The sequence below is a fragment of the Paenibacillus sp. 481 genome, assembly GCF_021223605.1.
Classification (GTDB): Bacteria; Bacillota; Bacilli; order Paenibacillales; family Paenibacillaceae; genus Paenibacillus_B.
Map to the genome: position 1 here is coordinate 4,891,924 of NZ_CP075175.1, position 20,135 is coordinate 4,912,058.

The 20,135-nt window shown below is 45.7% G+C and carries 14 protein-coding genes; 6 read left to right on the forward strand and 8 right to left on the reverse strand.

Annotation, left to right across the window (positions count from 1 at the left end; genetic code table 11):
- Positions 1-35 precede the first annotated feature (35 nt).
- Both KIK04_RS21430 and KIK04_RS21435 read right to left on the reverse strand, forming a co-directional pair.
- Positions 36-500: a hypothetical protein gene (locus tag KIK04_RS21430; RefSeq protein ID WP_232275658.1), complete on the reverse strand. Its 465-nt coding sequence runs from the start codon at positions 498-500 to the stop codon at positions 36-38.
- 390 nt (positions 501-890) lie between these two features.
- The gene (locus KIK04_RS21435; protein WP_232275660.1) at positions 891-5,561 is read right to left on the reverse strand and encodes a S8 family serine peptidase; all 4,671 of its coding nucleotides are present in this window, start codon (positions 5,559-5,561) and stop codon (positions 891-893) included.
- Positions 5,562-5,963: 402 nt separating this feature from the next.
- On the opposite strand from KIK04_RS21435, the gene KIK04_RS21440 reads away from it, so the two are divergent.
- Positions 5,964-7,265, forward strand: coding sequence for an isochorismatase family protein (locus KIK04_RS21440; protein WP_232275662.1), 1,302 nt, complete (start codon positions 5,964-5,966; stop codon positions 7,263-7,265).
- 365 nt (positions 7,266-7,630) lie between these two features.
- Here the strand turns inward: KIK04_RS21440 and KIK04_RS21445 are convergent, their stop codons facing one another.
- Complete coding sequence (locus KIK04_RS21445) at positions 7,631-7,951, reverse strand: hypothetical protein (protein WP_232275663.1); 321 nt, start codon at positions 7,949-7,951, stop codon at positions 7,631-7,633.
- A 63-nt stretch (positions 7,952-8,014) separates the two neighbouring features.
- On the opposite strand from KIK04_RS21445, the gene infC reads away from it, so the two are divergent.
- Positions 8,015-8,488 (forward strand): translation initiation factor IF-3, encoded by a 474-nt coding sequence (gene infC / locus KIK04_RS21450; protein WP_232275664.1) that lies wholly within the window; start codon positions 8,015-8,017, stop codon positions 8,486-8,488.
- Positions 8,489-8,950: 462 nt separating this feature from the next.
- On the opposite strand, the gene KIK04_RS21455 is transcribed toward infC, so the two are convergent.
- On the reverse strand, positions 8,951-10,147 hold the full coding sequence (locus KIK04_RS21455) for a DUF418 domain-containing protein (protein ID WP_232275666.1): 1,197 nt from the start codon (positions 10,145-10,147) through the stop codon (positions 8,951-8,953).
- Positions 10,148-10,258: 111 nt separating this feature from the next.
- Here KIK04_RS21455 and KIK04_RS21460 point away from each other — a divergent pair, with 111 nt between their 5' ends.
- The 3 genes from KIK04_RS21460 to KIK04_RS21470 are packed head-to-tail and all read left to right on the forward strand — an operon-like array spanning position 10,259 to position 13,701.
- Positions 10,259-10,939 carry a response regulator transcription factor gene (locus KIK04_RS21460; RefSeq protein WP_232275667.1) on the forward strand — a complete coding sequence of 227 codons (681 nt, stop codon included), beginning with the start codon at positions 10,259-10,261 and terminating at the stop codon, positions 10,937-10,939.
- On the forward strand, positions 10,936-12,741 hold the full coding sequence (locus KIK04_RS21465) for a sensor histidine kinase (RefSeq protein WP_232275669.1): 1,806 nt from the start codon (positions 10,936-10,938) through the stop codon (positions 12,739-12,741). The genes KIK04_RS21460 and KIK04_RS21465 overlap by 4 nt, the downstream gene beginning before the upstream one ends.
- A 24-nt stretch (positions 12,742-12,765) precedes the next feature.
- On the forward strand, positions 12,766-13,701 hold the full coding sequence (locus tag KIK04_RS21470) for a bile acid:sodium symporter family protein (protein ID WP_232275670.1): 936 nt from the start codon (positions 12,766-12,768) through the stop codon (positions 13,699-13,701).
- 85 nt (positions 13,702-13,786) lie between these two features.
- Here the strand turns inward: KIK04_RS21470 and KIK04_RS21475 are convergent, their stop codons facing one another.
- On the reverse strand, positions 13,787-14,788 hold the full coding sequence (locus KIK04_RS21475; RefSeq protein WP_232275672.1) for a hypothetical protein: 1,002 nt from the start codon (positions 14,786-14,788) through the stop codon (positions 13,787-13,789).
- Between the two features lie 591 nt (positions 14,789-15,379).
- Here KIK04_RS21475 and KIK04_RS21480 point away from each other — a divergent pair.
- Positions 15,380-16,198, forward strand: a complete 819-nt coding sequence (locus tag KIK04_RS21480) for a stalk domain-containing protein (protein ID WP_232275673.1) — start codon at positions 15,380-15,382, stop codon at positions 16,196-16,198.
- A 118-nt stretch (positions 16,199-16,316) separates the two neighbouring features.
- Here KIK04_RS21480 and KIK04_RS21485 read toward each other — a convergent pair whose 3' ends face one another.
- From KIK04_RS21485 to KIK04_RS24485, 3 genes are all read right to left on the reverse strand, one after another.
- The gene (locus KIK04_RS21485; RefSeq protein WP_232275675.1) at positions 16,317-16,796 is read right to left on the reverse strand and encodes a hypothetical protein; all 480 of its coding nucleotides are present in this window, start codon (positions 16,794-16,796) and stop codon (positions 16,317-16,319) included.
- Positions 16,797-16,811: 15 nt separating this feature from the next.
- A complete protein-coding gene (locus tag KIK04_RS21490; protein WP_232275676.1) occupies positions 16,812-17,477 on the reverse strand; it encodes an FkbM family methyltransferase in 666 nt (221 codons plus the stop codon).
- A 381-nt stretch (positions 17,478-17,858) separates the two neighbouring features.
- Positions 17,859-20,099 carry a DUF7507 domain-containing protein gene (locus tag KIK04_RS24485; RefSeq protein WP_442951189.1) on the reverse strand — a complete coding sequence of 747 codons (2,241 nt, stop codon included), beginning with the start codon at positions 20,097-20,099 and terminating at the stop codon, positions 17,859-17,861.
- Between the last annotated feature and the right edge of the window lie 36 nt (positions 20,100-20,135).

Sequence of the window (20,135 nt, forward strand, 5' to 3'; positions counted from 1 at the left end):
CTGATCGCGTAGGCATAGGCCCAATTAGCTCCCTTTTAGAACCAAGGTGCTTTACTTAAATTAACGATATACTTCACATTCGGATCGTATTTTGAAGCGTTTTCAGGACCGATTTTAACACTTAACGTTTCACCAGCTGGGAGATAGACCGCCCACACCTCTTGTCCGATATTTTTCGTAATGCGATGAACCGAAGAGCTTAACCCGCCGATACCAATCGAATGAATCTGATAATTCAGACTCCGATTTTCATACGTGTCGAAATTGACGTAAAAAAACTGGCCATTTTGCGTACTGTTTGTCCATTTAAAGTAATTAATATCGCCATCTTTCTCACAGTTCGTAATTTTACCGTGGAATGAATCGGGAATACATCGAAAGGTGTGAGATTGTTCAGTGTCAGGCTTCATCAAATTCCCGCCGACAAAAGCGGAGACTGGTTGACCTAAAAGCGAAACAACAACGGTTGTAGAGACTGTGAAAAACTTTATCTTTTTCATAAAATCCCTCCAAATTGTATTAATGCTATAATATGGTTCTTTTACAGTCTAATAAATAATAGATAAACTGTAAATAAACAATTCATTATATTAAGAAAAATTAATTTTCATGCTGATTAAGAGGTGCCAGATGTGTGTTGCAGAAGTTGAGAGTATGTTCAGCGTATGAAATGAAGGAGAAGTCGTATTCCTTGCTTGTATGGGGTCGGAATAAAGCAGGCAACACTGCGCTCGCAATGGCGCAGTGTTGCCTTTTGGCTGATAAGGATAGGCAGCAATGATTCGATCTGAAGAATATACCAGCGAATGTGTATCCTGTATCAGGTATAACGCAGCGTTACGTTACAGTAAATGTTACTCTAACTCTGACTGTAACTCTAATTGTTACTGTTACTTGGCAGCTTGCAACGATTGCAGCACACGGTACAGAATGACGGCAGCCTCAGCACGGGTTAAGGCGCCCTGTGGATTGAACGTGTAGTTGTGCGTGCCTTTAACGAAGCCGCTGTTTACAGCGTACGCGACGGCAGCTTGTGACGCAGCTGCTATAGAGTCCTTATCCTTAAAATTCAACGCTAAATGAGCTTTGGATAAGTCTGCTTTCAATGCTGTAGCCAATTGAACGACGACTTGCTCACGCGTTATCGCCTGTGCTGCACCAGCTTCTGTGCTGCGCTGCTCCCAAGTGACACCTGTGCCGAGTAAACGATCGAGCAGTGCGGCAAACTCCGCGACGGTCAGTTGGTCGTTCGGATGGAACATGTCTGCGTGATGCTTACCGTTCAATAATTGATGGGCGGCGATGACCTCGATTTCTTTTTTCGCCCAGTGCGAAGCAATGTCCTTAAACGTGGTGCTTTGCACGGCTAATGTGTAAGCGCCCCATTGATTCGATTTGAAGCTAATGAAGCCAGCTTTGGCGTGATGCCCTGCTGCATGATACACCCACTTTGCGGATGGAGATTCGGAATAGACTCCGACTTTAGCGGAATCATGCTTCGTGCTATCCAGCTTGAGTGCAATTTGCAGCGGGGTGACGATATTTTGTTTTGCTCCGCGAATCGATAGGGCAGGTGAACGCTGCTGTAAAGCTACGTTCTGTTGCGTAACGGTATCGCGGTTCAGGCTTTCTTTTTTGTCTTGCTGCTTCTTGATGTCGGTCACCGACAATGTAAACAAGATGCCATCAAGGCCGCGTAATTCTGCAATAGCTGCGCTTGGCACGAGGATTTCAAACGACTCGCCGATAATAAGCAAGTCTCTTTGTGATTGCTCAAGCTGCTTAGCAAGGACTTTATCTAGACGGACTTCAACGTGACTATACGTATTGAATTTAACGGATGTGACGTCCAATTGTGCTTGTTTGGCGTCTTTGTTGCTAAGCTGCTTGCTTAACGCCGCAGCGTCTACAGCTAGCTTAGCCGTCGTCTTGCCGTCTTGCTTGGATTCCGTTAACGTCCCGGCAGTGCTTTTTATGCCGGTAGGGCTCGTTGGTGAAGTGCTTGGAGCAGGACTTGAAGACCCCGACGAGCCTGATCCTCCAGAGCCACCAGAGCCGCCAGAGCCAGATCCTGGGTCAGGACGTGGTTTAGGGTTGGGGTCCGGGCCTGGATTCGGTTTGGGTTTCGGATCTGGGTCTGGATTTGGCTTCGGATTTGGTGCGTCAGGTTTCTTCACCGTAACCGTGGCCGCATCCCAATTCGTGATGGGTACAGCAAGCTGAGCGTCATCTTTTATTTCCACTTGTGATACGTCAAAGGTATACGCGCCTTCTGATGCACTGGTAAAAGTGAACTGGGCAAGCGAGCCTTCGCCTTTGTAAGCGCTTTTGGTCAGGCTAATCTTGTAGTCCAGCCGCTTTTTGCCGTTCGCTAAGTCTGTTTCTACCGCGTGGGTAAGGAGTGGCTTTCCAGAATCGAATTGCTGCTGATACACAGCTAGCTGAACGCTGGGCTCCACTTTAGCTAACGTCAATTTTGCATCATACGTTAAGCTGAACTTCGCAGAGTACACCGCATCAGCTACAGAAAATTGGACGTTTACCCCAAAGGGATCGCCTGTCTTCACCTCTTTTTTCAATGCAACAGGTCCGACCTGTACTTTTGATGGATCATGAATGAACACTTGCGCGGGCTTCGTGGTGCCGTTACCTACAGAATCAAATACGTACAAGGCATATTTGTTCTGTTCCACTTTGCGCGGAGCTTCAATCGTGAAGCGACCAGCATCATCAATGATACCGTCGAATTGTCGGGACTCGCCCTCGAAATTGACGATTACAGCAGTGCCAACGTACCGTCGTATCGGGTAACCTTGAAATAAATCGAGTAATAAATCGGAATCGATCGTACCTGAAATAATCACTTTTGACCGATCTTCGGGATGAATTCTAACGTGCGGAGTGTCTAAAGTGTAGGTAGGAGCTTGGCGATCTACAATTACGCTCGCCTCACCATCTTTAAACTTCTCCTTCGTATTCCGTGACAAGGCAACCACATTATACTTTCCATCTAGAAGCTGCGTGGTCGTGCCATTTTTTTTAACAGTACCGTTCCAATCTCGGATCGTATAAGTGTCTGGCTCATGCGGCTTAGGTTCATCATACAGCGCACCCAGCTCCCCGTAGACTGCATGCTGGACAGAGATGCTCAGATCGTTGATTCGTTTTTTGAGTTGAAAGGAAATGTCTGCTGTGTCACCAACTCCATCACCATTCGGAGAAAAAATATTCGGGTACACCTGAAAGTCTGCAACAGGAGCAATCGTGTACTCGTCGCCAACATAGAGGCTAAAAGGAATGACAAGGGATTCGGCAAATACGTCGTCAAATCGTATAAATCCATCATAAACCCCGTTTTTCGTTCCCTTCGGAACGTTTAGCTCCACGCGTACGGTTTTCTCGTCTCCTGCTTCCAAGCGATAGTCGTATTCATCCGTGTGCAGCTTGATGCCGCCTTGGGGAGAAATAAACTGAATCTCCGCAGCAAATCCACGGGCTTCGTTGCCAACGTTCACGAGTGTAATCTCTCTTGTCACTTTACTACCTGCTAGCACATGACCGAAAGAAAGGCTACCCGTTTCATAATTAGTCAACTTGCGGCCATAAGTGGCCGAAGTGACAGACGGCACGAGCGCAAGCGTGTCTGCAAAGGTGGTATCTGCCAAATGGATGCGTCCAGCACCTTGCTCGGCAATGGAATAATATTTGCCGGCACGATTTTTAATCGGCTTGGCTTTGTTCATAAGCAGTGCTTTGATTTCTTCGGGTTGGAAGTAGAGGCCCTTCGCCTCTGCCTGATTAATAATTAAAGCTGCGGCACCAGCCACATGCGGGGCCGCCATGCTCGTCCCTTGTAGGTCAGCGTAAGCATTTTTATAATCGTTGTCCCATGCAGGTACAGCAGAGCGAATTGCGACGCCAGGTGCGGCGATATCAGGCTTAATGTTGTAGTGAGGCAAAGAGGGGCCGCGTGAACTAAAGTCTGCAATCCGATCTTTTTCTTTAACTGAGTCAAATGTGATGGAGAGGGTACCTTTTTGCAGCTCTTTTTTCAATTGTTCACCAGCATCCAGCGATATGCCGTATGTAGGCGCATAAGTGCCTGGTCCACCTAAAGTGCCGTTTATCTCACCGTTAACATTGTTATGAATAATGACAGCAGCGGCACCTGCCGTGGTGGCGTTATTTGCTTTTTCTCTAAAGCTGAATTGCCCGCGTGAAATAAGCGCCAGCTTTCCTTTTACGTCTTTGCCTTCAAAATCTTTTGTCGTCCCTAAGCCTGCATACACGACTTCCAACTGTTTGCCTTTTCCAAGTGGTGGGGAGTAGGAGAAAATACTGGCGTAAATATTGCTTAAACCTTTGGCCTTGAATACGGGGGTTTGCAAAGGTGGAGTCGAGGCCCCAACTGAGATTGCTAGCTCCGCCGTACCTGGGCTGCCGACCGTAAATTCGTCGGGGCCTGAGTTGCCGTTCGCTACGACAACGGTGACGCCTGCTAGAGACGCGTTGTTTACCGCAATGGAAGTAGGGTAGTACTCGAAGTTTGAATTTGAGCCGAGTGATAAGTTAATTACGTCTAGCTCGTCGATTACGGACTGCTCAATAGCGGCTATAATATCGGTCGTCCATCCGCTGCCGAAGGGCCCGAGTACACGATACGCGTACAAGTCAGCTTCTGGCGCGACACCGCGCACCCAGCCTGTAGGACTGTCTGATTGAGTGGGATCACCCCGTCCCACGATCGTACCGGCTACATGAGTGCCGTGATTCGTTTCGTAACCGGGAGGCTGGGCCGGATTTGGCCGCGTTTCCATCGGGTCAGCGTCCTTATCGACAAAGTCATATCCGCCTCGATAGGCCCCTTTTAAGCTCGGGTGATTATAATCTACACCTGTATCCAGCACGCCGACACGGATGCCTTTTCCTTTAAAGCCTAGCTTCCACAACTCTTCTGCTCCTATATGCTTAGAGCTTTCGTCCATGAATGGAGTCACCACATCAGATGGTGTGGCCGGCAATGCTTGGTACTGCTCATTGGGGTATACCGCCTTGACGCCTGCTATCTGAAGTAACTTATCGATCTGGTTCCCACGAATTTTAATAGCAAAACCGTTAAACACTTGCGAATATTCTCGCTCAATTTGCGCATGGATTTGATTGCTTAGCGCTTCCTTGAAGCTTTTGTGTTCGACCCGTACTTGCTCGACATAGCTGGTGATTTCCGCAGCTCGATTTTGCTGTACCTTGCCTTTATGTTTGGTACTCGTTTCAGCTTTAGCTTGCGCCTCGAACACTTTGACAGGTTCGCGCTGTAGTTCAACGATAACCGTTACGAAGTCGTTACTGTCTGAAGTAGGAACATAGTTTTTAGGTGCGTGTGACGGAAGCTGGTTTAAGGGTTGAAGTGGGTTGTGTAGTTTGAATTTGGCCTCGGAAAGGGGAAGGGATACGACTGAGACCGCTGGTTCGGCAGAAGCGAGTGCAGGGAAGAGTAGGCTGACCATTAAGGTGGTGCTTAATAATAGAGCGAGTGATTTTCGGAATGTTGGAGTTCTCAAGCTGTAGCCTCCTTATTTATGGATGTTATGGCTAGAGCACGTGCAACGCAATGTCTGGTGTACGCCGATAAAAAACGTGTAAACCTCCTTTCTGATACATGTCGAGATAACCAATTAATACCAAGGTCGTACACATACCTATTTTACTTCTGAATGGGGAGCGCGGGTATAAGCATATATGCCTATTTTCATGTCGGAAAAAGAGGGAGATTTTTTAGCATATTTCGCAAAAAAATGTAGCTCTGTTGCACAAATATTTTGACGGCGCTTAAACCTCAAATCCATGTAAACTTAGTAGGGAACGATTGTTCAACATTGGATGAAGATGAAATGGAGGTGTTGTGAAAGAGAAGACATGATGTGGATCGGCACACGATATCATTTGAATGGGAGGGGATTTATGTGCAAGGGTTCAAATTAAAGGTAAGGCTGTTGTTAAGTATGCTCGTGGTGATGAGCTTGTTAGGTAGCACATTCATGGGAACTAGCTATGCTGCGCCATCTGCGGCTACACATGGCGATCATCAGAAAAAAGACCGCGACGATAACGATGAAATCGGATTTCTACTCATTGATTTTCAGCAGTACTGGTGGAATCGAGCAGCAAATCCGGATAAGCAGGCAATCGCTGCACGCGGCGAGGCTTTTATTAAGTTAGCGAAGGCGCAAAAACTGCCGATGTGGATTACGTATGAAGCATCGAAAGAAGGGGAATTTGGCTTGCCGAAAGCGTTGAAGGATGCTGCTAAAGGAATACCGGAATATGTGAAAATGTATTTTAATTCTGTTGCCCACGCAGATTTTGCTAAACAGATCCGCGACTCGGGCATCGAGCAAGTTGTGCTGGCAGGAGCGGAAACAGATGTGTGTGTGGCGCAAACGGCTTTAGGTTTGGTTGAAATGGGACTGGATGTGTACCTTCTCAAGGACACGGTATTTTCAACCGAGGCTAATGTGGCACCGGCTTTGAAACGTCTGGAGCAGGCGGGCGTAAAGTTGATTACGTTTGATTATTTGCAGAAATCGCTCGCTGCCGATGCGGAGCTTAAGCCTCAACAGCAGCCGAGCGTGAAGCCGCTGGATGAGGTGGTGAAGTATCGTAAGCCGGGTGATATTGGCACGATCGTTGTGAACTATCAGCAAGCGCGGGTTGATGCAGCCCAGCCTAAAAATAAAGCAGCGATCATTGCGCGGATGCAACAAATGTATCTTGCTTTGGACATCTACGGTATTAGCCGGTTCTACATGGTCAATGATCATAACTTGGCTAAGCAAACACCTGCTAATCATGAATACCCGTTGAATAGAAGCGAATATACGAAAACGGGGAGTGAGTTGGACCAAATAGCAGGTCTGAAAAAGAAGCTCAAAGCGGACGGAATACAAATTGTGGCGTTATCGGGGGTGATGACTGCTGAAGAACTGCAACGTTTGGCACTCGATTTGCGCGAAGAGGACTTTGACGTGTATGTGCTAGAAGACGCGCTGCTGTCGCCTGATGCGAATGTGCATAAGACCCAACAAGCGCTGTATGATCAAGGGGTTATTCCCATGACGTACAAAATGATGAGCTATGAACTGTGGGAAAATGTATACCCGTTTGATCAGCGTGATCAATCCAAATGGAATAAGAAGAAGTTGAAAGATGCTGTAGCGCGTAAATTGGTGCAAGCGGTAGAAATATTGCCACCAATTAAGCCTTAACGGTTGTGAATTGAAACAGAACAATGAAGAAGCCGTCAGTTCCACGTTAACCGTGGGTTTGACGGCTTCTTCTGTCTTGTTGAATTACTATATTACTGCTTTATTGTATTGCGTACACACTACGTACACGCTTCTTTACCGCTTTACTTCCTTGCTTCTACGTTACGCTACGCTTCTACGTTACGCTACGCTTCTACGTTACGCTACGCTTCTACGTTACGCTACGCTTCTACGTTACGCTACGCTTCTACGTTACGCTACGCTTCTACGTTACGCTACGCTTCTACGTTACGCTACGCTTCTACGTTACGCTACGCTTCTACGTTACGCTACGCTTCTACGTTACACTAAGCTTCTATGCTATACTACGCTTCGCTCGTCTTATTACGCAGCTTGCGTGCATCCATAAGTTCAGTTACGACGAAAGCGAGTTCGTCGTTACCGAATAAACCAAGCACACCTAGCAATGTTTCATCGGGAATTTCACCCGCTTCTTGCTTCGGAACCGTTAGCTCAATCGCTTGCTGCAACGCATGATTAGCAGCTTGCTTCGGGTAAGCCTTATGATACACATCAGCCGGATCAAGGCCGTGATTGACACACCATTGAGCAAACACAAGTATCATCATACTTTCATCTCGTTCGTAATTGCGAATAATTTGCTCTTCTAGTTCCTTTGAATTCATTGAAAATTCTCCTTACAGCAGGTAATATGAGTTCATTATAACGAATTTTTAGGGGTGTCCTCAATGATTATAAATGAAAAGATTAAAGCAGCAGAAATACATCTAACCGGAGTGGACGGTGAAGATTTAGGAATAGTCTCTACGGCTGAGGCACTTGCGATGGCCAAGCAGCTCAAAGTAGACCTCGTTTGCACGTCGATGATGAGCAGCCCGCCACCGTGCAAACTTGTCGGTGCAAGTAAGGCCAAGCAGGAAGCGCAGCAAGCTCGCAAGCGCGAGCAGCCGGGGAAAGTGAAAGAAATTCGCTTAACGCCACATATCGAGGAACATGATTATGAGACGAAAAAGCAGCAAATCGAGCGTATCCTTAAATCGGGTGACTCTGTTCAACTTGTCGTGCGTGTTTCAGGCAAGGAAGGGGAAAAAGCGAAGCAGCTGCTTGAGGAATTACTCCGTGATCTAGCAGCCGTTGGACGTAAGCAGTCTGGCATTCAAGTAAGCGGCAAGCAAGCAGCCGTGCAAGTGAATCCGTTGTAACGCGTGGCTAAGTAAGGCTAACAGCATATGAACAGATAAAGAGCAGGCGCATAGCACTCTTTTGTTGAGAGAGTTCCCCTTTTGTACAAAGGGGAACTTTCTGCGTTGCTACGAGTGAAATTAGTTTAGCGCAGGGAGGGTATGAAAAATATGAAATGCCTGCAATAGTGCATTTATTTTCAGCCATTCGTGCTCGAATGTTAAAATAAGTGCAACTGTGCCTCCTCTCCTAACGGTCGCCACAGTTGTTATTTCAGCGAATATGAAACAATTCCAAATGTAACGGTTATGAGGGCGCTTATTACGATGAAAACAGCTGAATTTTGAATGAAATGGGAGCAATAAGCTCACCCATAACCGTTAGAAATCAAAACGAGGTAAATCTGGCGATATAGCCACTATGGCAACCGTTAAGAACTAACTTTGCTTCCTCGACAGCCTAGGTAGGCATAAGCACAGGGCTCAGAGAGCACTGCTTTTTTTATGTTTCCGCTCAGAATGCTGAGTAAGCGCAGTAGGCTTGCGATGATCCGCATGCTTGACATCGTGAGCGAAGTCAGATTTGGAAATAGGAGACCATTTCCAATACGTCCATAGGCGCCATATCCACTCGACAGGTCCATAGGAGAACTTGCTGAGCCACCACGCGCTAAACAAAGCCTGCAACCCAATCGTGATGAAGGCCACAACCGTTCCCCAGAACATCCCGATCTCTTGAACAATTCCTACCCCGGCAAATAAATGACCAGCTGGAATAAAAATTAGCGTGAACACAATCGTATGTGTTAAGTAATTCGTCAATGACATTTTACCGACAAATTCGAAGGGCCTGAACCATTTCCTGCCTATTGATGTCGTATACGCGTACACAATGCCGAACAAATAACCAAGCGTAACGAGAATGTTACTTATCGATAGTAAATCATCCCCTAAGGGAAGATAGGCGACATGCGATAAAGCTTTGAGTGGTAGTCCAATAGCTAAGCAAAAAATAGCCAAATAACGATTGCGCTGTTGCTGTTCAACGGCGTGCGTAAATAGTTTCGTCTGAAAAATGTACATGCCAATTAAGAACATAGGCAGCGCATCCGCCCAATTGTATATCAACTCTAGCAACCACTCGGCTGGAGAAGGTAATATAACTAAATATAACAAATCCATCACATTTACGTATGAAGACGTTATCCAGCCAAGCGGCCGTAAGACAAGAGACACGAGTACGGGGCCGAGCCAAAGTCCGATTCCCCATAGTAGGCAAGTTAGCGGTTTACAATGTAAGAACAAGACAAGTACGAGAAAAGCGGCAACACTGTATGGCAATAAGATATCGCCTTCCCAGAGTACAACTCCATGAATAGCACCAAGACCTGCTAAAAACAAAAAGCGGCGTACAAATACGATTTTGGTATTCAATCCTTTTTTTTCAAGACTCCGCTTCAATAAAATAACACTAGCACCGAACATAAAGGCAAACAGCGGCAAAAAGCTGCTATCCGCAAAAATGTGCACAAAGTGGAGCGATAGCTGCTCCAACCATGGCATTTTTTCATCAGGCTCAAAATTGAAACTGTACTGAAATGCGGGCATATGCACGAGTAAAATGCCTAACAGTGCAAACCCTCGAATTCCATCTAATAGGTGCAAACGTTCAGAATCCATGGTCTCACACTCCATTTATGTATATAATTCAAGGATATATTTGTAAAATGTCATTTGTGTGTTCAAAGCACACGAAGATGTACACATCAAAGACACAGAGGAGTGAACAGGATGAGCTATTCCGTGTTGCTAGTTGAAGATGAAAGCCGAATTCGAGAAATTATGACGGACTATTTTGAACAAGAAAATTGGACCGTATACGAAGCAAGTGATGGGGAAGAAGCGATCGAACGGTTTACCACACTGTCTATTGATTTAGTCATTCTTGATATTTTAATGCCCAAATGGGATGGGTGGAGTGTATGCCGGATGATTCGGAAAAAATCAGCTGTACCGATCATTATGGTAACGGCAAAAAGCGACGATGACGATAAGCTAATGGGGTTTGAACTTGGGGCAGATGATTATGTAACAAAGCCATTCAGCCCGAAAGTACTTGTGGCGCGTGCAAACATGCTGATGAAACGGGTGGAAGGTACAGTAGGCATGGAGCACCATATGATCTCGTTCGGTAACGTGGTCATGAATAAGCAAGCTCATCGTGTTGAAATGGGCGGCATTCAGATTGATTTAGCTCCGAAAGAATATGAATTGCTCTATTATATGGTCAAAAATAGAGGACTTGTCTTGGCACGTGAAACGCTGCTCGATCATGTGTGGGGGTTCGACTATGAGGGTGATTTACGAGTTGTGGACACGCATATTAAAAAGGTAAGGGCGAAACTAGGCGAAGAAGCAAAGCATATTCATACGATAAAAGGAATTGGTTACAAGCTTGAGGTTCTTCCATGAGAAAGCGTGGAATTACGTTACGCTGGTTTACGTTAACATCGGCATTATTGGTCGGCTTTTACATCCTGCTTACAGCAGCGCAGTTGTTTTTGTTTGAAGGTTTTTATGAGAAGCAGAAAATAAATAGCTTAAAAAACAACTTTTCTAACTTTACACAACAATATGTGGAGGAGCAATGGGATGAGGGACGTGTTTACAATGAGAGTGCTCAATTTGTTAAAAACAACCAAACCCAAGTTGCCTTTATTAAGCCAAATGGCGACATTATTTACAAGAGTCCTTTTCGTATTGATCTCCAAACGGAGCAAGGAAGCATGGAAAGAATTCCGCTGTTTTCGTTCTACAATCAAATTGAGGTGATCAAAGCTAAGATTAAAAAAGGCGATTATATTACGGTGCGCGGCGACTATATTTTGGAGGGTTATGAAAAAGGATTTGACCCGTATCATATTCAAAAGAATGAAACTCAATTTTTCACCTCCTACATAGACGAGTCTGATGTGCCTTTGCTGCATCCTATTTCCGGTACAGTCATGAATATAGAGTTTCCTGATGATCAGACGGCTACGATACGGGAAGGCATATTGGTAGATGCCGTTGATCACTGGTTTCCGCTGTCCGAGTCCTCTTTAGCTACATTACGGCAAGGTGAAAGAGTGGAAGCAGAATGGATGGATACATGGAGCGGGCTTCGCAATGTCATTCTGATTGAACCGGTAATGAAGGGCGGACAGCTAGATACCTTAATATTCGCTTTATCGTCGTTGCAAGAAGTAGGGGAGCTGTTTAATGCGCTAAAGCTATTTTATGCGTACATTGGCATAGGTGGTATGGTCTTGATTGTGTTGCTTTCGCTGTTATTTTCCAAAATTGTAACCCAGCCCATTATTGAAATGAATCGTGTTGCACTGCGGATGGCGAAGCTGGATTTCACCGCTGTGTCGCATATTGAACGCAATGATGAATTAGGTAGTCTTGCTGCAAGCTTGAACAGCCTTTCATACAATTTACAGCGTTCGCTAAATGAATTAAAGCTAGCAAATGAACAGCTCGTGGCTGATATGGAGCGTAAGCTGCAAATTGAGCAGCTGCAAAAGGAGTTTATCGCCAATGCGTCGCATGAACTAAAGACGCCGTTAAGTATTGTGAAGGGCTTCGCTGAAGGTTTGCAAGATCATGTAGCCGAGCATAAGCGAGCACGATATGTCGAGGTCATCTTGGATGAAACGAACCGAATGGAGACGTTGGTCCACGATATGCTCGAACTAGCCAAGCTAGAGTCTCGTTCCATACGATTGAATTATAGCTCGTTCCCGTTGCGGGAGCTGGTCGCGAATATCGTCGATAAGCTGATGAATCATTTGCAGGACAAACAATTATCGATCGTCGTACATGGGCTCGAAGATGCTTGTGTGCACGCTGATCGGACACGTGTCGAACAAGTGCTGATGAATGTATTAGTGAACGCGATTCGACATGCGGATACGGGAAGCATGCTTGCTATAACGTTGGGTGTAGAGGAAACGCATAGTCAACCAGAGCAAGATCGCAGCATTCGGATTGCGATAGAGAACAAGGGCGATCGGATTCCACATGATCAGCTCGAATGGATATGGGATCGTTTCTATCGAGGAGACCAATCACGGAATCGGAAATTTGGTGGAACGGGACTAGGGCTCGCGATCGCGAAGCATATTTTGGAGCTGCACCAGAGCAGCTACGATGTTAAGAATACCGAGCAAGGTGTCGCTTTTTATTTTACGCTCAAACAATCTAGCAATTTTTTCCCGTCTAGCCTATAATGGTGGATAAACTTAAATTGGGAGATGAATACATTGGAGCGAATCAGTCAGCTTGTGGGAAAAACATTTGCAATTTGGGTTTTACTATTTGCTAGTCTTGCGTTTCTTTTTCCAGAATCGTTCAAGTGGTTGGGAGCATACATTACACCACTACTAGGCATCATCATGTTTGGGATGGGGCTAACGGTTTCTCCAGGTGATTTTCAAGAAGTGTTTCGCAGACCGATGGCGGTTGCGATCGGGGTATTCGGGCAGTTTCTAATTATGCCCTTACTTGCATTCGGCTTGGCAAAAGGGCTCCAACTTCCGCCAGAAATCGCGGTCGGTGTCATTTTGGTCGGCTGCTGCCCGGGCGGAACAGCTTCCAATGTGATGACGTACTTGGCAAAAGGCGATGTGCCGCTGTCCGTCACCGTCACCTCCATCACAACGTTGCTGGCACCAATTGTAACGCCAGCGCTGATCTTGCTATTTGCGAGTGAATGGGTGCCGATTGAGGCTTCATCGCTGCTCTGGTCTATTTTACAAATCGTCATTATTCCTATCGTACTAGGATTCATATTTAAAAGCTTGCTGCGAAAGCCAGCGGAAGCCGGCGTTAAGGCGCTGCCTTTAGTATCTACTGTTGCTATCGTGATGATTGTGGCCGCTGTAGTAGCTGGCAGCCAGCAGAAGATCGCTGAAACAGGACTGCTTATTTTTGCGGTCGTCATTGTACATAACGGTCTTGGGTTGCTGCTCGGTTATTTGTTTGCCAAACTGTTCAAATTGGATATCGCAAGTCGCAAAGCGATTTCAATTGAGGTTGGTATGCAAAATTCGGGGCTTGGAGCTGCGATCGCGAACGCTCATTTTTCACCCTTGGCAGCCGTACCAAGTGCGATCTTTAGCGTGTGGCATAACATTTCGGGGCCGATCGTAGCCACGATTTATAGCCGGATGGCGAACAAAGCGAAATAGTGTGCATTATTCGTGTCGTGAAAATAGACAAGCATAGACCGTGCCATAGCAGGCAGGTCTATGCTTTTTTTATATGGATGAACAACTATGATGACATGGGGGATGAGAGTATATTGCCTGGGCTACCCATCCACACGTACAACAGCATTAACGTAAACAGTAAGAACCAAAAGTTGACGACTACGAACGTACAACGCAGCATTAGAGAGCGATGGAACTGAAACATCATCTTGGTGTTGTCCGTGCCTTCAATAATGAACATAATGAGCAACGTATGTACGACCATATGACCGACAATTTCTTTGAACCCAAACACCGTAGTAGTGACCAAAAAGATACTTGTCAGCATAAAGGCGGCAAAACGATTCATCATCCCGACCATAAACGCCCAGGCGAGCCCGATTTCGATGAAGGCGCTAATGAGCACGAAGTCCTCAACCGTAAAGCCCAGTGAAGGCAGCCCATACTCGTGCATAAGCGAGCAGGCGAGCTTAGCGAGTGTCATTTTCTCAATGGCCAACCAAGCAAGCGATAGGCCTGTCCAAATGTATAGCGCGGCGGATGCTGTCCGGCTCCATTTGCTATGAATGACGAATAAATAATAGATGATTCCAATGTAGAACATGTAATCGAGCGCATGAAACACGCCGTTAAAGATTAGTGTGTGTGTATACAAAATGGTAAGGGCAATTGCACTTATGATTAGTGTCTTGCGGTGTAGTAATCCTATAATTGCGATGATAAGTACAATATATATCCAGCGCTCATTTGATACGAGATCTGGTGCTAAGTAAGTACCTGTGCTTAGCTGTAGCGATAACCCTATGCCAAGGCCCACGCGTAATATTAGCGGGTTAAAGCGCTTGCACGGATCGAGATAAAGCTGCATGCGATTAACTACACGAATATTTCGTATCGATTCATTGTAATAGGCCAATAACAGCAAGAGGACAGAGGTAAAAGCTAGCCAAAATAAAAACGCGGGGGTAATCACATAAGCAATGGGCATCGGATTCCAGTCTTTATCATCCGTAAACCATTTTACATGCATCATTTTATTGCTCCACGAAGGAAGCCGCGAATACATAAATTCGCCTCCATTTCATTTTCAGTAATAATAATTCCAGCGTATTTGTGTGCTTCTCACCGCCTTTCATCGTCTACATGGAATGGAATCGCTTTAATTAATAACATCTGTCTCTACGCGAGATCACCTCGAATGTAGGCTGCAAAGATTCTAATTCGAAGTATCACTTACTAGAGGGCTAGATGGCGTTCTCGACAAGTTTTATCTATTATCGGCAAAGTTCAACGGAGTTATTAGCCTTTTTATTAATAATTGTACTAATTTGTGAAAAAATGTTGTCGAATTTTGTTTTATATTTAGATATTGTTCTTACATTAAGCGAGGTTGCATATTAAGTTGAATTTTAATGAATTGTTCAACTACTGTGCCAATGAGGTGAAGCGCTTACATTTTTATTTGATTTATTTCTATTCGCACGGAAAAAGAAACAAGATTTCCAGTAGAGATGAACAAAGGACTAGGACAAAAGGATCAAAAATAAGGAAAATACTTGAAATGAGGCGTGAGTTATCGCACAATATGTATGTTTAGATATAAAAATAATAGAAACGGCACGGCATTTAAACTTTACAATAGGGGAGTCAAACATCTATGAAAATAGTCAAAATGAAAAAATCAGTGTTCGTTGCATCACTCGTATCGGTAGGTTTAATTTCGGGAACGGTTGCGGCATTTGCTTCAACAGGTATCGAGAAAATTACAGCGGTTCTCAATCATGATATTAAATTCGAGGTAGATGGCAAGGCGTGGACGCCTCAGAATCCTAATGGTGGGAAGCTATCACCAATTGTATATAAAGGTACTAACTATTTACCTGCAAGGTCAGTAGCTGAAGCAGTAGGCGCGGACATTAAATGGGATAATGCTGCGCAGAAGATTACGATTAATACGGGTAAAGCTTCCGCAACAACAGGTGGAGCTGCTGTGAAACCTGTAGAACTTCCAGCAACGAGCGGAATTATTAAGTTGGAAAGTAAAGAAGAGACGACGAAAAAAATGCGTGAGCATGCCGTAACACTTATTAAAATATACGGTGAGGCGCTGGAGACAGGCAATACGAAGAAGTTCGATGAATATATCGATCAGATTGCAGCCGATAAGTATTCGGACTCCCCAATTCGTTACGGACGTCAGCATTTTAAAGACAAGTTCAAAAAGAAAGTAGACGAAGTCGTTGCTGCTAATACAAAGGAAAAAGTGGCTGAATATGCAAAAGGGTTGAAAGCGGCCACGCTAGAGCAAGTGGAAGTTAGTTATGTTGGCAAAAAAGATCAATTCCGCCAAAGCTTCTCCTATAAGTATTATCCTAAAGATTGGCATGCATTCAGTGGCGTTCATGCATACTTCGAGTTTTGTGTAACGAAGAATGGTGGTACAAATTATGAACTGTCTGAAGTATATGTAAACTAAGCAGATGCAATGGAGAAGCTGGTCACGATAATCGTCGGGCGTAGTCTTCTCTTTAAACTCCCGAGCGGTAAATCGCTCGGGAGTTCTGCTGTTTCGATTGCGATGACGCCTCATTCTATTACCCGACGTAATAGAGCTTCAATCGTTCGGCCACAGGATTGCTGTGACCGGATTCGAGCAAAGATTTACACTCTGCGCTTTGTACCATATACGCGAACATCTCGACCGGACTTAACCCGTTTGCTACCGCGTGTTCGTATAAGATGAATTCCTCTTGCTCGGGTTCGCGGCACAGCAGCTCTCGAAATAACGTGTGTACCAGTTGTTCAGGGAAGTAGGTGATCGTATTCCGAAAAATATTCGCTACGGTTGGTTCTTCCCCGTGTACATACGGGCTATCATATACGACTCTGCTCTCCATGCTTAGTACAATATCGACGATATAATCGATACGTGACACACCAGATGACAAGCTACTTAAGTAGTGCGTCATTTCATCCTCGTACGGCTCTCTATTTCTTAGTTGAACAGATATCGTTTTTACAAATTCAGTATCGGGTAACAACATAGCTGCACACAACAGTTGGATGATTCGCAACAGGCTAGCCTCCTTTTATGAAAGTTGGCGTTGTACGAATATGCCGTCAATTTGTAAAATTTCAGACGAATCAGAGCTTTTGAATCCTTCTTCTGAATAAATAAATTCATACCCAAGCGAATGCATATAGTCTCGCATCTCTAGAAACAGTGGCTGGCCTTGATATAGGGGGTGAAGCGACAGCTCCAATTCGATAAACTTAATCATCGGTAGGGTACGAAGTGCGCCTTTAATGACCTCTAGCTCGTAACCTTGGACATCTACCTTCATATAAATAGAATGCCAATTACCGAGCAATTGATCGCGCAAAGTGTCCAAGCGACACATATGCGCTTTTTGTGTACCGATATAGGCTGACTCAGGTGCATGGTCCACGTGCAGCTTTAACATAGGTAGAACGGAGCTGCTGTAAGAATTTCCAGCTACATTCAATTCTGTAATTGTATCTGCGTTGCCAAGCGCAGTGTTATAGCAGACCCATTTTTCATCTGCTTGAGCCGTGCTGTGCAGCTGTTTGAATTCGTTCTCCAACGGTTCGAAGGAGACGATCATGCCTTCATAACCGTAATTGCGCAGCCCCAGCGCGTATTGACCGATGTTGGCACCCACATCTAGCACGAAGCTGATGTCATGCTGTTGCATCAACTGAATACGCATAGGTTTATCGGTAACTAGCGACATGCTGTTACACCCTCCCTTTCATATCTAGTTAGCAATTTAATATATGATCTACAAAAATGGATGTCTTGGACAAATTAGCAAATTGTTTATACGGTATTGCACGTTACTGTACACGGTGTTGCACGTTATTGTACATCGAAATGAAACGGTTGCCGTGAACAACTTGTTTGTTGCTCATAACATGAAGACAAAAAAATGCCCTTCCAACTCCCGACTGGGAAGCGAAAGGGCAAATCATCTTAATCATTCTGAATCGTCTGAACAGTCTGTATTCACCTGACTTAACCTTTTATTTACCTTTTGAAATCGACATATGCGGACCTATATGCACACTATTGTAAAAGGGAGGAGGCTACCCACATAGTTTCCTCCTTCTACCATTTACTCTTGATGCTCTTCCACGATTATGGCCACGATGTTGGAGTTTAATGTAAACCTTTGGGGCAAATTAGCTAGCTGGAAGCTAATAGAAGCTCGATTAAGCAATTTTCCACTAGGCGGCAAAAACGTTTGCTTCACTTTGAACGAAACTTGAATCGACTGGCCGGGAGCTACAATTCCAAGCGGAATACCATTCTCCGGATTAGCGTCCGGAACGCGGTGGTCGTCAATCTTTACGCTATGTGGCACGAATGTCGTGCCCTGCTGTAATAAATCGTTGAGTACGACATTGTTAGCTGCAATGTTGCTCGTATTGGCTACTGTGATCGTGAATCTGACCGTATCACCGACGAATATTTGTTTGGCCTCTGCTTTTTTCGTGATGGTAATTGGAAGGGCTGCGACATTGACGGATGCCGACGTGCTTAGTGATCCGGTCTGAGCTGAATCAACCAGTGCCGTATTGACTATCTTTTCTCCAGGAATCGCGGTAGGTGGCACGGTAAACGGAATGATTAGCGATAAGACAACTCCGACATCCTGTGACACGATGGTCCCGCTTATACCGAGCAGCGGGTCAGAGTAGCGAAGATTCACTAGCGGTACATTGCCAGTATTGATACCTTCCGCGCGGAAAAATACGATTTCCCCAGGGAATGCGACAGGTGGAAAGACCGTCTTGCTGATTGTAAGACTTGGATTGGCAGGCACCGTGACTTGAGCCGTTGCGGTAACCGGTGCGGTCTCAGCGGAGCTTACTACCGCCGTATTCACAATTACGGTTCCACCACGCGTGTTAGCAGGTATCGTAAACGTACGAGACAGCGTTATGAAGAGCCCTGCTGGAATAAAGTCAACTGTCTTATCGATACCGAGTAAATCGTCTATGAATCGTAAATTGGTAAGTGGCGCGTTCGATGTATTACGAATTTCGAACGTAAACGTAACGGTGTCGCCAGGTGATGCAACGGATGGACTGACCTGTTTAAGCAAGCTTAATTCTTGGATCATTGGCAGCACGGTAAGCGATGCCGTTGCAGATGTCGGAACTGTTTGATCGGAAGATGCAGTAGCGGTATTGGTCAATACGGTTCCTGCTGGTACGTTAGGTATCACAAAAAGAATCGGAATGGAAATCATTGATCCGGCAGCTAAGGACGGAATGACAGAGCGGAAATTCAGCGTCGGATCCGTGATGACGACATTCGTTAAATCGACGTTGCCCGTATTTTGTACTAAGATTGTTGCCGTTACCGTTTGGCCCGGTACGGCTTGCGTTGGATTGAGCGTTTTGGTCACTTGCAAGCTTGGGCTCGGGTCAACCGTTACTGATGCAGTGCCTTGTTCGGGATTGGTTTGATCCGATATGGCCACCGCTACATTCGTAATAACGGAACCGTTCGGTGTGCCAGTAGGAATGATGAAAGAAAACGTGAACGGCTGGCTTTCTCCCGGATTAAGTGTATCGATCGATTGAGAGATGCCGAGTGTATCGTCGCTCAATACGACGTTGGTCAATATGACGGTACCCGGATTGGTCACCGTGATCGTGTACGTAACCGTATCACCTGGAGCGGCAGTTACGCGGTCTGGCGTCTTCACGACCGTCAATTCCGGCGGCAATGGATTGATTAGAACTTTAGCCGTTGCTTCCACTGATGTGGTCTGGTCGGAAACGACAGTGCTAACGTTCGTGATGACGGTACCGATAGGCGTTCCCGCAGGGACGGTGAACGTAGGTGTGAAGCTTTGCGATTGGCCGATTGCCAGCGCAGGGATAGTGACGCTTAGACCGAGCAGCACGTCGCTGACAATAACGTTCGTCAATGGAATATTACCCGTGTTAGTGACTGTAATGGTATATGTGATCGTGTCTCCCGGTAGCGCATTGTCCCGATCTGGCGTCTTGGTCAGTGTGATCGCGGGAACGTCGTTCACCGTTACCGTTGTCGTTCCTTGCTGTGGCCCGGTTTCTGTTGGGGTCACGGTAACGACGTTGCTAAAGCTCGAGCCAGCCACCGCATCGTCCGGAATGATGAACGGGATCGTTTCGATCACGCTTGCACCTGGCGCGAGCGATGGAATCGTGTTAAGGAACGACAGCACTGGATCGGAGATAACGACATTGGTCAATGTGACGCCACCGGTGTTGATGACCGTAATCGTGAAAAATACCGTATCTCCCGGATTGGCTTGCGCTTGATCAACGGATTTGGTTACGGTAAAGCTGGGAAGCAACAATACAAGGGAAGCAGAGTCGCTGTCCTGTACTATCTG